Source organism: Neobacillus sp. Soil_C_43 (assembly GCF_057656715.1).
Window position 1 is genome coordinate 56,785 of the sequence record NZ_JBDGJV010000001.1, and the last position, 15,265, is coordinate 72,049.

The 15,265-nt window shown below is 35.8% G+C and carries 12 protein-coding genes; 3 read left to right on the forward strand and 9 right to left on the reverse strand.

Translation table 11 applies throughout. The features are described from left to right. Window positions 1–54 precede the first annotated feature (54 nt). The 5 genes from hppD to AC3A54_RS00315 all read right to left on the reverse strand — a co-directional run bounded on the left by hppD (window position 55) and on the right by AC3A54_RS00315 (window position 4,707). Window positions 55–1,170, reverse strand: coding sequence for a 4-hydroxyphenylpyruvate dioxygenase (hppD, locus tag AC3A54_RS00295; protein ID WP_335531513.1), 1,116 nt, complete (start codon window positions 1,168–1,170; stop codon window positions 55–57). Window positions 1,171–1,421: 251 nt separating this feature from the next. Next, window positions 1,422–2,216 carry an ABC transporter ATP-binding protein gene (locus tag AC3A54_RS00300; protein WP_487652973.1) on the reverse strand — a complete coding sequence of 265 codons (795 nt, stop codon included), beginning with the start codon at window positions 2,214–2,216 and terminating at the stop codon, window positions 1,422–1,424. Further along, window positions 2,191–3,222: an ABC transporter permease gene (locus AC3A54_RS00305; RefSeq protein ID WP_335531509.1), complete on the reverse strand. Its 1,032-nt coding sequence runs from the start codon at window positions 3,220–3,222 to the stop codon at window positions 2,191–2,193. Before AC3A54_RS00305 ends, AC3A54_RS00300 begins: the two co-directional genes overlap by 26 nt. A 120-nt stretch (window positions 3,223–3,342) precedes the next feature. After that, window positions 3,343–4,341 (reverse strand): ABC transporter substrate-binding protein, encoded by a 999-nt coding sequence (locus tag AC3A54_RS00310; RefSeq protein ID WP_335547309.1) that lies wholly within the window; start codon window positions 4,339–4,341, stop codon window positions 3,343–3,345. A gap of 237 nt (window positions 4,342–4,578) precedes the next feature. After that, the gene (locus AC3A54_RS00315; protein WP_487652974.1) at window positions 4,579–4,707 is read right to left on the reverse strand and encodes a hypothetical protein; all 129 of its coding nucleotides are present in this window, start codon (window positions 4,705–4,707) and stop codon (window positions 4,579–4,581) included. A 257-nt stretch (window positions 4,708–4,964) separates the two neighbouring features. Here AC3A54_RS00315 and AC3A54_RS00320 point away from each other — a divergent pair, with 257 nt between their 5' ends. Beyond that, the gene (locus AC3A54_RS00320; protein WP_308083616.1) at window positions 4,965–5,501 is read left to right on the forward strand and encodes a cupredoxin domain-containing protein; all 537 of its coding nucleotides are present in this window, start codon (window positions 4,965–4,967) and stop codon (window positions 5,499–5,501) included. Between the two features lies 1 nt (window position 5,502). Then, window positions 5,503–6,969 (forward strand): cbb3-type cytochrome c oxidase subunit I, encoded by a 1,467-nt coding sequence (locus tag AC3A54_RS00325; RefSeq protein WP_487652975.1) that lies wholly within the window; start codon window positions 5,503–5,505, stop codon window positions 6,967–6,969. Between the two features lie 75 nt (window positions 6,970–7,044). Here AC3A54_RS00325 and AC3A54_RS00330 read toward each other — a convergent pair whose 3' ends face one another. Then, entirely contained in the window at window positions 7,045–8,205 is a 1,161-nt protein-coding gene (locus AC3A54_RS00330; RefSeq protein WP_487652976.1) for a cation:proton antiporter, read from the reverse strand. Window positions 8,206–8,393: 188 nt separating this feature from the next. Further along, window positions 8,394–11,801 (reverse strand): hypothetical protein, encoded by a 3,408-nt coding sequence (locus tag AC3A54_RS00335; RefSeq protein ID WP_487652977.1) that lies wholly within the window; start codon window positions 11,799–11,801, stop codon window positions 8,394–8,396. A gap of 209 nt (window positions 11,802–12,010) precedes the next feature. Here AC3A54_RS00335 and AC3A54_RS00340 point away from each other — a divergent pair, with 209 nt between their 5' ends. Then, entirely contained in the window at window positions 12,011–12,493 is a 483-nt protein-coding gene (locus AC3A54_RS00340) for a hypothetical protein (RefSeq protein WP_487652978.1), read from the forward strand. Window positions 12,494–12,541: 48 nt separating this feature from the next. On the opposite strand, the gene AC3A54_RS00345 is transcribed toward AC3A54_RS00340, so the two are convergent. Next, window positions 12,542–13,054 carry an HD domain-containing protein gene (locus AC3A54_RS00345; RefSeq protein ID WP_487652979.1) on the reverse strand — a complete coding sequence of 171 codons (513 nt, stop codon included), beginning with the start codon at window positions 13,052–13,054 and terminating at the stop codon, window positions 12,542–12,544. 113 nt (window positions 13,055–13,167) lie between these two features. Continuing rightward, a complete protein-coding gene (gene ltaS / locus AC3A54_RS00350; protein ID WP_487652980.1) occupies window positions 13,168–15,126 on the reverse strand; it encodes a lipoteichoic acid synthase in 1,959 nt (652 codons plus the stop codon). Window positions 15,127–15,265: the final 139 nt, after the last annotated feature.

Consider the following 15,265-nt stretch of genomic DNA (forward strand, 5'->3'; position numbering starts at 1 on the left):
CTTGCTCTGATCATATTTCTCCTAAAAATACATTATATTATTTATTTTCTAGTGTTATAGATTGCCCCGTCGTTCTTGTTCACGCTCAATCGACTCAAATAGTGCCTTGAAGTTTCCTTCCCCAAAGCCTCTAGCTCCTTTACGTTGAATGATTTCAATAAATAATGTAGGGCGATCCACGATTGGCTTCGTGAAGATCTGCAGTAAATATCCCTCATCATCACGGTCTACTAAGATATTTAACTCCCTTAGCTTTTCTATCTCCTCATCAATTTTTCCAATCCGCTCACCTAATGATTCATAATAAGTAGCAGGTGTCTTAAGGAACTCCACACCATTCTTCTTTAAGGTGGTTACTGTTGAAACGATATCTTCAGTTAAAATCGCTAAGTGCTGCACTCCTGGTCCATTATAGAATTCTAGATACTCTTGAATTTGTGATTTTCGCTTCCCTTCCGCAGGTTCATTGATAGGAAACTTAATCCGACCACCATTGTGCATAACCTTTGACATTAGAGCAGAATATTCCGTGGTAATGTCCTTGTCAGAGAAATGCTTCATTTCTTTGAAGCCCATTACTTTTGAATAGTACTCTACCCACTCCTCCATGCTTTCAACGTTGCCAACCACGTGATCAATACCGATTAATCCTGCATCCTCAATTGGCAATGCAACTGAATATGGTTCAAATCCTGGTAAAAAAGCACCTTGGTAGTTTTTCCGTTCAATTAACGTATGGATGGTGTCACCATATGTACCAAGAACGGCTTTCTTAATAGTCCCTTGACCGTCTTTCATTTCAAATGGGGGAGCTATAGCAATTGCCCCTCTATTTACAGCTTCCTCGAATGCTTTTTCTACATTATCAACCAATAACGCTACGTCTTTCACACCATCACCGTGTTTCTTTACAAACTGTGCAACCCTGCTGTCCTCTTTATAGGTGCCAGTAATAACAAGACGAATATTTCGTTGTTTTAAACAATAGGAAACGTTTTCACGATTTCCCGTTTCAAGACCAGAATAAGCAACCGGTTGAAAACCAAAAGCGGTGCAAAAAAAGTGACAAGCCTGCTTAGCATTTCCAGTGTAGATTTCAATATAATCCACATCTCTTACAGGAAAAAAATCATCTACAAGTTGTTCTGCTGTTAATCTATTTTCTTTCATCGAGAAACCCCCATTAAATAAAGTAATAATATTCAGAATTAATTTTAATTGAAGTTGTCTTGTCCTCTCAAGAGTAGAAAGTACAGCAATACCGCTTTTGGGCACTAAAGAAATATCATTTGAATCAGTTATTTCCCTAAAAACACAAAAGAAACTACCTGAATAAACAGGTAGTTTGCAACAAATACACGTTGGAAATATTCCTCTAAGAGGGCGTCTATCCAAAAAAAACTTTAAAAAAAAATTTTTTTCTATGACAGAATGGCCCGATCGTTTGCCATTTGTGACCCACGAATTCTCTTAAACTCACTTAATAAACTTTCGATTGTAAGATGCTTCTTATTTTCTTCGTTGACCTCAAGGATTACTTGGCCTTTATCCATCATAATTAAACGGTTCCCCAGGTCAATAGCCTGCTGCATATTATGTGTAACCATTAGTGTGGTCAGTTTGTATTTCTCAACAATTTCCTTTGTCAGTGCGGTTATAAGCTCTGCCCTCGATGGGTCAAGAGCTGCTGTATGTTCATCTAATAACAGGATTGAAGGCTCTGTAAATGTGGCCATCAATAAGGATAGAGCCTGCCGTTCCCCACCTGACAATAAACCAACCTTTGCATTGAGACGATTTTCTAACCCTAGATGCAAAGATTCCAGAACGTCACGGAAATATTCACGTCTTTTTTTTGTTACGCCCCACCTAAGTGTTCTAGTTTTATTTCTAGAATAAGCCATTGCCAAGTTTTCTTCAATGGTCATACTAGGAGCTGTTCCAGCCATAGGGTCCTGAAAGACACGACCAATCATTTTTGAACGATTGAATTCAGACATTTGAGTCACATTTTTACCACCAATATGAACTTCCCCGATATCCGGAAATAGTACACCCGAGATAATATTCATTAGTGTCGACTTACCTGCCCCATTACTGCCAATCACTGTGACAAAATCCCCTGGTTCGAGAGCAAGGTTAATATGATCAATGGCAACTTTCTCATCTGGTGTTCCCTCATTAAAGATTTTATGAATCTGACTTAAGTGCAGCATGATTTTCCCCCTTTGCCACTGCGGAAGCCTGTACTATGTTTATTCTTTCGTTTCGTCTTTTTGCTTTCCGCTTTCTCTCTCTAGAACCATCTACGATTTTCGGTGTAGTTAAAGCAATAATAACAATGAGTGCAGTAATTAGTTTCATATCTCCTGGATCTAAGAATTCAACCCGTAAAGCTAATGTAATGACAATTCGATATATAATGGATCCACCAATAACGGCGAGTGTAGTTCTCGCAATCGTCTTTGTACCAAATAAAGCTTCACCTATTATTACTGATGCCAAACCAATGACTATCATTCCTATTCCCATACCAACATCCGCAAATCCACCTTGTTGTGCGATGAGTGCACCTGAGAACGCAACTAAAGCATTGGATAAGCCTAATCCAAGAACAACAAGAAGGTTGGTATTGGCTGAAAGGCTGCGAATCATTCGTTTATTATCACCTGTTGCCCTTACAGCAAGCCCAATTTCTGTTTGTAAGAAAACATCGGTTAAGAACTTAATCAGCAAGGTAACAATAATCATAAAAATCAATATCCCCCATGTTTCTGGAAGACTATCACCTAGACCTATCAGTGAAAGAATACTATTAAAAAAAGAATCAATCCCTGTCTTTTCAAATAAACTACTTACTTTTGTAAAAGCCGTATCCGTATTTAATAAAGGTATATTTGAACGACCCATGATTCTAAGGTTAATAGAGTAAAGAGCGATCATCATAAGGATACCTGAAAGCAGGTTATTAATTCTTCCAAATGTGTGTAGAAGGCCTGTCATACAGCCAGCTGCAAATCCGGCAAACAAAGCCATGATTGTCGCTAAAAATGGATTTGCCCCATTTGCGATCATGACAGCCGAAATCGCTGCTCCCGTTACAAAACTTCCATCCACTGTTAAATCAGGAAAATCTAAAATGCGAAAGGAAAGATAGACGCCCAGCGCCATAATCGCATAGATGATACCTGCCTCAAAAGATCCAAATATGGCTGTAAACATTGAAATCATCCCTTCTTTATGGCTATTTTTTTACATAAAAAAACACCATTACTTTACTATCCTATGTATAAATCAAGGAGAGAACCCCGAAATGTTCTCCTCCTTGAAATAGTTTCAATCTTATTTTCCGTCGTAAAACTCTCCTAGCTTCTTCCAATCATCTTTAACCTTTAATCCTTGTGCTTCAGCTGCAGACTTATTAATGACTAGTTTTAAGCTGCTTGGAAGTGCAACTGGGATTTCGGATGGCTTTTTCTTTCCAGATAAAATTTCAGCTGCCATTAAACCAGATTGATAACCGAGATCAAAGTAACTAAAACCACTTGCAGCTACCGCTCCTTTTTTCATCGAATCCAGTTCACCTACGAACAATGGAATCTTTTTGCTATTTGCAATAGATATTACAGAATCAAGGGCAGTAACAACTGTATTATCTGTTGGTATGTAGATTGCATCCACTCGACCTACAAGAGATTCAGCGGCCTGTTTTACTTCAGCAGTTGTAGACACGGAAACTTCTACAAGTTTTGCTCCCTTCTCTTCTGCCAGCTTCTTCACTTCTTTAATCTGAACAACAGAATTTTGTTCTCCAGAGTTGTAGATGACTCCTACCTTTTTGGCTTTCACTTCTTCTGTAATAAAGTTAATTGTTTTTTTCGTTGCATCCGGATGGTTATCAGTGGTACCGGTAATATTTTTCCCTGGTTTATCGAATGCTTTAACTAATCCCGCTCCTACAGGGTCTGTAACAGAAGTGAAAATGATAGGAATTTCCTTCGTCGCATTCAATGCTGCTGTCGCACTCGGAGTAGCATTTGCAAAAATTAAATCCACTTTATCTCCAACAAAGTTATTGGCAATGGTTTGGGTGTTATTCATATCAGCTTGTGCATTTTGTTCGTCGAATGTAGCTTTAATTCCCTTGTCCTTTAATGCTTTTTTAAAGCCTTCTGTTGCAGCATCTAAAGATGGATGAGGCGCAAATTGGGTAATGCCAATTTTAAATTCTTTCTCTGCCCCGCCCTTTCCTGTTTCTCCTGAAGATTCCTTACTTCCACAACCTGCTAACATCAGCATACCTGCTAATGCAAAGGATAATGCTCGAGCTGTTTTCTTCATTTAGATCCCCCTTAATGTCTTTAAAATTAATTTTCTAAAAATTTTTTATATTAGAAATTATTCTAGTATTTTTTTTGGACAAAAGCAATAGAAATACAAAAAATATTTTTTCACTTTAAAGCGTCATACCAAGTTAGTGTGAAATTTTTTATTTGAAAACAAAAATGCCTTCTATCTAAATAGAAGGCTTTAGTGAATATATATAAGATTATGAGTGGAGAAACAAAAATATGTGTTTTACCAATCGCGAGTATTCTCAAGTAATTGATCTATCTCAACAGCGTTTACTTTATAACCACTTTTCTCAGATGTTAGACCCGAAGTAGCTTCTAGTAATTTGTCGATATCAATAATAACGATTCCCATATCTAACCTCCATGGAATTTTGTTTTGAACCTATCGTTGGTTCCTTTACAAAATGATTCGTCTATTCTCTATTAAACATGGGGGTCGTTTTAAAATAATCAAAACTCCATAGGAACAAGTCCTTTTTTCAAAGATTACTAGTAAGGTATGATAAATTTCACTATTTTTTCACAAAAAGGGGTTTACAATGGGATTTGGAATCAGACAAGTAGTTGGGGGACTTTTTGTTTGATATTCATATAACGGGAGGGGATTTTATGTACCAATCTATTGCGTGGTACGCTACATTATTTTTCGTATTCCTCTTAGCACTTGCTTTTTCTTTTGTGTACGGGGAATCGAGAAAATTTAAAGAGTATGGACCAATTCAAGAAAAAGGCTACAAGATTCGTAAGTTCTATTTTCTTGGGTTACTAGCTGTAATGGGTTTTGCTTCAGCGATATCACTAAGCAAACTTCCTTACCATGACCAGCATGCACATGCTGAAGCGAATGGTAAAGTTGTTGATGTGACAGGAATGCAGTTTAGCTGGATTTTAAGCAATGAGGACTTTGTAGTTGGAGAACCTATACAGTTTCGTGTGACTAGTAAAGATGTAACACATGGTTTTGGACTTTATGATAGAGACCTTAAGCTAATCGCACAAACACAAGCTATGCCAGATTATACCAATACTGTTTCGATTACATTTGAAAAACCAGGAACATATAAAATTCTATGCTTAGAGTATTGCAGTACGGGTCATCATGTAATGATGAAGGATATCATTGTTAAACCGAAAGGAGGTAAATAAAATGGAAAATTCGTCTAGAAATTACATAAAAAAAGGCGTGTCGTTATCCTTACTTGTTACCTCTGTTGTACTGGTACTTATGATGACTTTTGGCGTCATGATGTTATTAAATCAAGGAAATGTATTTAAAATCTCACCACAATTATTTTATAAAATTATGACCGTACACGGAACAGGAATGGTCGGTATTGCAGCTTTAGGTGGAAGCGCAATCATGTGGTATTTTTTATCAAAGTATATTCACTTAAATCATAAGGTGTTTTTTACAAACCTCATCTTATCTTTGATCGGTGTCGTAATGATTCTTACAGCCATTTTTGTCTTTAATTTTTCAGATGGTTGGACCTTTCTTTACCCACTTCCATCCTTTTCAGCGAAGATTAATGGAACAACTGGTGCATTACTATTTCTTTTTGGTCTTCTCATTTTAGGTGTTGGATATTTGGTCATGTATTTTTACTTAGCCGCTAGACTCATAAAAGAATTTGGAGGTTTAGGTAAATCACTTGGTTGGGATTATATTTTTAGAGGAAAAAAAGGATACGGGCCACCTGCTGCAGTGGTTGCCACAACAATGGTCATTATCGCAAATTCTACAGGCATTCTTGCAGGAGCTACTGCATTGGTAGAATCAATCTTAAATATTTTAAATCCTAATTTGACCTTTGATCCGATGTTAGCAAAGCATCTAACCTATGCTTTCGGTCATATTTTTGCCAATTGCACTATCTATATGGCTGTTATTGCAGTCTATGAAATTTTATCAGAGTATACAGGACGTCCGTGGAAATCAAATAAAGCCTTTTTGATTGCATGGAACTTCTCAACGTTATTCACGTTAATGATTTATACTCACCATTTATTAATGGACTTTGCAGTACCAAAGTGGATGTTAATCATCGGTCAAATTTTTTCATATGCAAATGGGTTACCGGTAATGGTTGTTACCGCATACGGCGCATTAATGATCATATTTCGTTCTGCTGTTAAATGGGATTTTGCATCAAGTATGATGTTTTTAGCTATGTTCGGATGGGTGGCTGGTGCGGTTCCTGCCATTATTGACGCGACTATAGTTGTAAACCACGTTATGCATAATACTAAATGGGTTCCTGGACATTTTCACACGTACATGGGCATGGGTGTAGTTGCCATGATTTTCGGATTTATGTATTACTTTAATAAAACAGAAGGTACACAAAAGCAAACTGGACTTGATAAATTTGCGATTTCAATTTACTTCTTATTCTTTACTGGAATTGCTGGCTCGTTTCTTTACGCAGGAAAAATAAGTGCCCCACGACGGTGGGCTGAACATTTACCAGAATGGACCGGTTCAGACCAAGTGGGAGCCCTTTGTGGTATCTTTGTCATTGCAGCCTCAATTATTTTTACCATTAGATTTTTCAATGGATTAAAAACGGTTGGTAAGCAAACAGACATCACAATTTCAAAAGCTGCCTCGTAAAAAAGTAGTAAAAAAGAGGCTGACTCATAAGGGGTCTGACACCTTTGCTTTTGAGTCAGCCTCTTTTTATTGTCCTCAAGCAGATGGCTTCATTTCTCTCACATCAGAACGCGTATTAAAAAAGTACTTCATCATTGGTGGAGTAACTATAGTAGTTATTAGGACCACAATAACTAAGATCGCAAAAAGTTCTTGGTTAATTAACTTAGTGTCAAGTCCTATTGTCGCAATAATTAAGGCGACTTCTCCACGTGAGACCATTGCAGCTCCAATCCCAAGAGAGCTTCTCCAAGTGAATTTTGCCATTCTTGCTCCTAAAGCTGATCCAACCAATTTAGTTAAAATCGCAAGTACACTAAGCCCAATAATAAGACCTATGTGTTGAGTGATTCCATCAAAGCTTGCCTTCACGCCGATAGAAGTAAAGAAAACAGGTACGAAAATAGAATAGCCAATTGTCTCTACCTTTTCAAAGATTTCGTGCTTGTAATTGGTCACGCTTATAGCTACTCCAGCAATATACGCTCCAATAATTGCAGCAACACCTGTTAATTCCGCAACATATGCATACAAAAAACAAATAATTAGTGCAGCTGAAATGAGGGATTCAGTTACCTTTAACGGAGCAAATTTCTCAAGGACCCACGGGACAATCTTCCAAGCTACTAAAATTGCGCCTCCAAAGAATAGTACCTTTTTAATAATGACCATACTTAAGTTAACGTCTCCACCTGCCATACTCATTAAAAACGCTAATGCGATAATGACAAGAACATCATCGATTACCGCGGCACCCAAAATGGTTATTCCTTCTTTCGACTGCATCTTATTTAACTCTTTAAGAGCTTGAACAGAAATACTTACACTTGTAGCTGAGAGTAATAAGCCTAAAAACATGGCCTCAATGTTCGTCATATTCATTATGATTCCGGCTATATAACCTACAAACAAGGGTACAACTATCCCACTTACACCTACTAATGCCGAAGCTTTCCCAGATCGTTTAAACTCATTAACATCTGTCTCCAGTCCAGCTATAAACATTAATAAAATGACACCGATTTGACTTATTTCTTCTAACGTTTTTGTTTCTGAGACAAGTCCTAGCACAGCTGGACCTAAAAGGATTCCGATCAACAGCTTTCCTAAAACGGATGGCTGACCTAATTTTACACTTATGTCCCCTGCTAATTTAGAGGCAAGTAGAATAATTGCTAATTCGAAAATTAATTCCATAAAATCACCTTTCCTTTTTAGAAAATTAAAAAGAGTCTGTTTAGTTACAAACAGACTCTTTCCTTAAAAACACAAAAAAGTCTGTCAAACCAAAGGACATAAATATCCCTTGGTGACAGACTCCTCCAAGTACAACAGTTATTTAATTAATTTCATTATATCAAACTTTTTTATTTTAATCAACTTACTTAATCCCATTGCTTAATCTTATTAATTACCCTTTGCTTCAAGAAGGTAATAAAGGTTGATTCTCCTTTTTGAACTTTTTGTTTATGCCATTCATTAAAGCTTGCTATCGTTATTAAAATTAGCCCGGTGATTAGTAAATAGAACCACCATGGCATATTGCCCCAGTACGGTCTTGTTTGGAGAAATAAATTTAAAAGCAGGACCCCTGCTCCCACAAAGAAATAAGATTTTATTTGTAGGAACATCCCAGCGATCATCGATAGTAAGGAAAGGGAACCAATAATGATGGCGTCATAAATTGTATTGCTCGCTAATCCATCCTGTATTAATAACATTGACACAATAATTAATACTGCCCATTGTAATATTTTCGACATCTCTGAATAGCGTCCTTTTAAAGTTTTTCGGATAAATATAACCAAAACAATAAAAGGAAGTACACGTACCTCTCGATCCCATAAAGGCGGAATATTTAATTCGTTTATTATTGCATAATATGGTTGAAGTAAATAAGTGCCCCCAAGAATTGACATCACATAGGAAACAGCTGCGGGGACTCTTCTCCTTTGCATCCATAGTGTTAGAGCAATTAGAAATCCAGGTAAAGCATCACTCCAAAAATATTGATTCTCCAAAAAGTACATACACCCAAAATATAAAAACGAAACGAATGTATACCCATCTAACTTTATTTCGTGCATTTTTTTACCATTTTCAAATAGTTTTTTATAGATCATATGACCACTTAAAGTCATGATTATTCCTAATACGCCTACTAGAAGCAATTTAACCCATTCATCCATTTCAGTAAGGAAAACAAATTCCACTGTTGCTACAAAAGCTAAAAATAGTGGTATTATGCCTAAAATATCCCACTGATTCTTGTGTAAATAAAACACGAGTAAGATTACATAGACACACGTTACTAGAAAAGGAACCAAGCCAAATGGGTAGGTCGAAAGCATACCTGTAACTCCAATAATGGAGAACGGGACGAAAAAATACATAGTACGCCTTTTATGTAGTTCATTGGTGAGAAGTATGAACATGAAGATGATTCCGCTGGTAATAGGGAATTCATACAACCCATTATAGTGATTTAGAAAGGTGTTTAATCCTGTTGATACAACAACAAAGAAGGATAGGAAACACCCATAAAGAGATACTTTGATAACCCATTCCTTCGAAGCAACTCTGGTACTTAGTGCGTATACCAAGGTAGCCACCATGAAACTGAAACTGGCATCAGATTGGTATGCAATCAAAGTAAAAGCGAGGGCTAATGGTAACAAAATATGCCCATTCCAAGCAAACGCACTTGCTAAGTTCCGGTCCTTTATTCTGTAAAGAAAGGCAATGAACAACAAGAGGACAGAACTGATTGTGGGAATTAAAGAATCGACAACTCTAGCAAATGGAATAGTTGCATTTATGGCTTGAATAATTGAAAAATAAGCTAGTAATGTTGTCACACTGATTGTATATGGAATACAGTTTGTTTGAACCTTTTTATATAGATAGCCATACATTCCAATTCCCGCTACTAATACTAGAGGCTGCACCCATAATTCATTAATAGGATTCATAAATGCATGAAAAATGGCGATGGTATAAAGGACTGGTGCAACGTAAAGAGATTTTATGTTTATTTCCATTTCACCTATTCTATTCCACACAAATCTGGACCCTAAGACAAGAAAGGCACTAGCTGCAAAATTAACTGCATAACCATAATCTTCATAATAAACAGTAGATGTAGAACATAACTCTTCACCAAAAGCGACAACTGACAAACCTAGTGAGGATGGTAATATCCATACAAATAGTCCCTTTAATACTATTCTTTTTTCCTTTTTATATAGGAGATAGACGGCTACCATTAGCAGGAGGAGAATAACCCCTAATTCCCACCAGAAAAAGAAAGCGACTGCGGCCAACATGGCAACCCCCATAATGGCTAACCCAATATCTCTAGAGGCAATTTGGATGATTGTTAAGTACTTGTATAATGGTGCAAGCCCAAATACAGTCAATAAAATAAATCCTGTAAGTGAAAGAGCTATCGAAAAGTTGATCGAGTACAATGATTGAGCGCAATATGAAATAGCCTCGTAAATACCCGTTGCAACAAAAACTGAACTTAAATAAGGAAATAACCATTTTGGGTTATTATAAGAAAGATACGCAAAATTGATTGCAATAATAAAATACGCGAGCATAAGTACAATAGAAGGTTCTCCAGCTCTAAGTAGAATCCCTTCTAAAGTAATATAAATAAAGGCAAACCCTGATATCACTGCACTTGTATAATGAAAGACCTTTTCTAACTTAAATTTCCCATCAAGAGTTTTTGGAACAAACATTATACCAAAACCAATCAAAGCGTAGAAAATTTCTCCGAAATAGTCAAGGAAGCTATGTTCAATTAACTGATATGCCCCATAAACAATTAATACACTGAAAATAAAATGATATTCCTTTTTTCCACTGATATACATCATTGATAAATATATGATTGCTGTCAGGAATAGATTGAAGCTATAAATAACTTCATTATTAAAGATAAAAAGCATAAAAAGTGTGCAAAGAACAAGATTCACCTGTACATATGGAACAAATTCTTTTGTAAATAATTTTAAGGATTCCGTGTTCTTTATCCGGTGATATACAAGTATAAGAACAGCATTAAAAATCATCATACCAAAATAGAAAAAATCAATTTCTAACTTGACACCTGCTAATAAAAATGCCATCCCAGCAGAAAATGATACATATGTGAACCACACAAACAATCTTGAGCCTAGTTTCTTCGCGAAGAGTAGGTACATAATAATAGGCAAAAAACTTCCGAGCATTCCGAGAAGGTAGCGTCCTTCTCCATAAATGGATAAATAGGACCCTAAAAGGCCAAACCATCCCAGAGACAGAATAAAGATTGGTAAGAACAAGCTACCTAAGACTATAAAGGCAAAGGCCGTTTTATCTATATGTAAGATTCGTTTCGCTAAGAAAGCAATCCCATAAAAAACTAGTGCAACAATAGCGATCGACCCACTCTTCATAAGGCTTGTCATTGACTCCCAATTACTCGTTGCGACAAACAAGCCTCCTATTAACAGGAAAATCACACCCATATTTAATGACCAGGTAATATTTCTTTCACGAATCTCTTCTGGTGTCAGTGACTTTTTCACTTTTGGTGGTTTGGCTGATACCTTTTGTTGAATAGGTGTACTTATTTCTGATACTTGCTGACTAGCCTCTGATTCTATTAAATCCATATGATATTGATGATGGGCTTTCGCCACAGTTCCCACAATATCATCTGATAAATAACCCTCATCTTTTAAAGTGAATAGCTCTTGTCTAAATATTTTTCTTTTTTCATCTCTTTTAATAGGCTCCAATTGATTCCCCCCATTTCAACCTCCTATAAAAAACATCAGTATATAGGAATCCCTAATTTTTCCTTTAGTGTAATATTACACTACTTTTTGAATATTTTCCAATATATTCTCTAAAAATAAAATGTACCGTCAAATATTAAAAAAGTTTTACCTTTAGCCAATAAATCTGTATGATTAAAAATATGTGAATTAACTAATGGAGGAATTGCATGCTTACATTTAATGAAAAATTAGCTATTATCGAATCTTTCCCTGAATTAGAAAGAAAGAACGTTTCTTTAGGAAGAATCAATTTTCAGTACCCAAATAGTATTTCTGATAAGAAGAATATTGTTTATCATTTACATCCAAATGGGAATGGCTTCATATATGCAGGACATTTAGATCAATATGATACAGATGAAAAAGGTTTGGTCAATATTCGTGATTTTACAAGTGATCAACTGCGCGAGATTTTAAAGGATTCTATACAAAGGTTATCACCCAATGAAAAAATTGAATTTGAGGAAGCAATCATAGGAGATTCGAAAGACGAGGAACGCTGGGTAGATAGTGAAAACAATCAGTTAATAGTGATAAATGAAAATGATGCCTGGAATATTTACTTTGGGTTGAATCTTGATAATAGCTTCGATACCTATGAGGAAGCGGTTGAATTTTTGAAAGAAGAAGGATTTTCACGCAAAGGTTAAAACAATGAACAAAGGTCTGTGCTTGGACAATTTAAGCACAGACCTTTTTTAATCGTATTCCTTATCAATCATTTGATCTAAACGAAGAATACTTTGTTTTGCTCGTTCGTAATCAATTGTTCGATAATGATGGAGACCTCCTTCTTCTTCATCCTTTTCGTCTGCCCATTTTACAATCTGCTGAAGTGGGGTTCGCACAATATCGTTTGAAGGCAAAAAGGAGTCGGTATGGAATAGTATGGAAAGTGCAACGGTTTTCGCTTTAATCGGGTTTTCACCAAGCCGAATCAAAAGCTTATGAGCTCTTTCTGCCCCCTTAATGGCATGAATATCATTTTGTTTATACAAATCATAATCCCATTTTCCATTTTTATACCAAGTGTAATGTCCCATATCATGGAGTAGTCCTGCTTTTACAGCAATATCCACATCCTGTTGATGCTCCTTTGCTAAATGGAAAGCATGATAGGCAACAGCAATTGCATGGGCAAGCCCAGAACGATTCAAATATTTTTGGGCGATATGATGGTTAAATATATTTAATAAGGTGACGTCTCTCATACGTTCCCTCCTTACTTTTGTAATATAGTATATTTTATTTAGTATATGAGAATCAACAATTCCTTGTTAATTATATAAAAAAAGAGAGAAGAAAAATTTTCTTCTCTCTTAGGCTAATTGTTTTCAGATGTTTTTACCGTTTTATTTCCTTTTGGCCCTAAATATTCGTAGTCATTAGGATTGATTGGTGTGTAGCCTTGTGGTTTATAGAAACGTAAAAGGTCTTTATAAACAATTTCATCGGACATTTGAAGTTCTGTATTCACTTTTTCACCAATGGCCTTACAAGCATCATTTTTATCTAACAGGTCACCTGTTTCAAATGAATAACACTTTTCATTGATTTGAATAGCATCTGATGAAACAAAGTCACCATTTCTAAATGTAGCCCAATTGCGGTGTTCTTTCGATAATAAATCAGAACCAAACTCCATGTAATCCTTGGTATCTATACCTAGTAAATGAAGAAGAGTTGGACGAACGTCTACTTCACCACCAATTTGCTTTTGAACGCCACCTTTAACACCTGGAACATGAATAAACAATGGTACACGCTGTAATTTCGCATTTATTGCTGGAGTAATTTCGTCGACTCCCAGTACTTTTGCCATCGCATCATTGTGGTTTTCAGAAATACCATAGTGATCTCCATACATAACGATTACGGTATTTTCATATAGACCAGATGCCTTTAAATCATTAAAGAACTGCTCAAAGGATTGGTCCATATAATGCGCAGATTGGAAATATTGATTAACAACTGTATCTCCGTAATCTCCTGCAGGGAAATCAGTATCTTCTGGATCCATTTCAAATGGGAAATGGTTTGATAATGAGATAAACTTTGTGTAAAACGGCTGTTTCATATTTTCAAGAATCGGCATCGATTCCTTAAAGAAAGGCTTATCCTTCATACCATAATTCTTGGTATTTTCATCAGACATGCTATAGTACTCTGCATCGTAGAATTGATCATATCCCAACGCTTTATACATGACATTTCGATTCCAGAAAGTTTTATAATTACCGTGGAATACGGCTGAATTATAACCATATCCTTTTAAAATAGCCGGAGCGGCTTGGAAAGTATTTTGAGCTTTATTAACAAACACTGCCCCCTGAGCCATTGGATATAAAGAGTTTTCCATCAAGAATTCAGCATCTGATGTTTTACCCTGACCTGTTTGATGGAAGAAATTTTCAAAATAAAAAGTATTGTTATCATGCGCTAAAGAGTTCAAGAACGGTGTAACTTCTTGACCATCAGGCATTTTGTAATCAATCATAAAGCTTTGGAATGACTCCATTGAAATATATATAACGTTCATTCCTTTTGCCTTACCAAAATAAGCTGGATTTGGAGCTGCATAATTTGCTTTTCTGTAGTTCTCCACCTCAGTAATATCACTACTGTCTGCTAATGCACGCTGTGATGAGGACTTAATGTTTTGAATCACGTCATATATGGTAAAGTTATATGCACCTAAATATTTAACCAAATAGTTGCGGTCAAATGATCTCGTAAGTAGCTGCGGACGATCCTTTTCAGCTAATCCAAGGTTAAATAAGAAGGTAGTGATTGAAAATAAAAGAACAATCTTAAATGACTTTCTATTTGAAACTGTAACTTTTTTGAAAACTGTTAACGCAAGAGCAATTAAGATAAACATATCCGTAAAATAAAATACATCAAATGGGGACATTAAAGATAGTGCACTATCGCCAAGCTGTCCAGCATTTGTTTTAGTTTGCATTAAAACAGGTACTGTTATGAAGTCATTAAAAAAACGGTAATATGCAATATTTGCATATAATAAGAAGGACAAAAGGAAGTTTGTGATAATCATGACAAGCTTTGTCCTTTTCTTAAATAAAAGTGCAATTCCAAAGAAGAAAAGCGCCGAACTAAGTGGGTTTATTAGTAATAAAAATTTCTGTAGGCTATTATCAATTCCTAGGTTAAATTCAATTTGATAAGCTGCATATGTTTTAATCCAAAATAACACTACAGCAATAGCAAAAAATGTAATATGGCTATTTTTTAATTTTATAGGCAGTTTTATTTTATTCATATTCTCTACTCTCCTCTCACTTACCAATCATGCTCCGGTAAACGAACCTCAATTACTATATCATACTTTCTATAAAAATAAAAACATAAATTATGCCATTTTATGTATTTATTAACGCATAATTTACGCCATTTTTTTC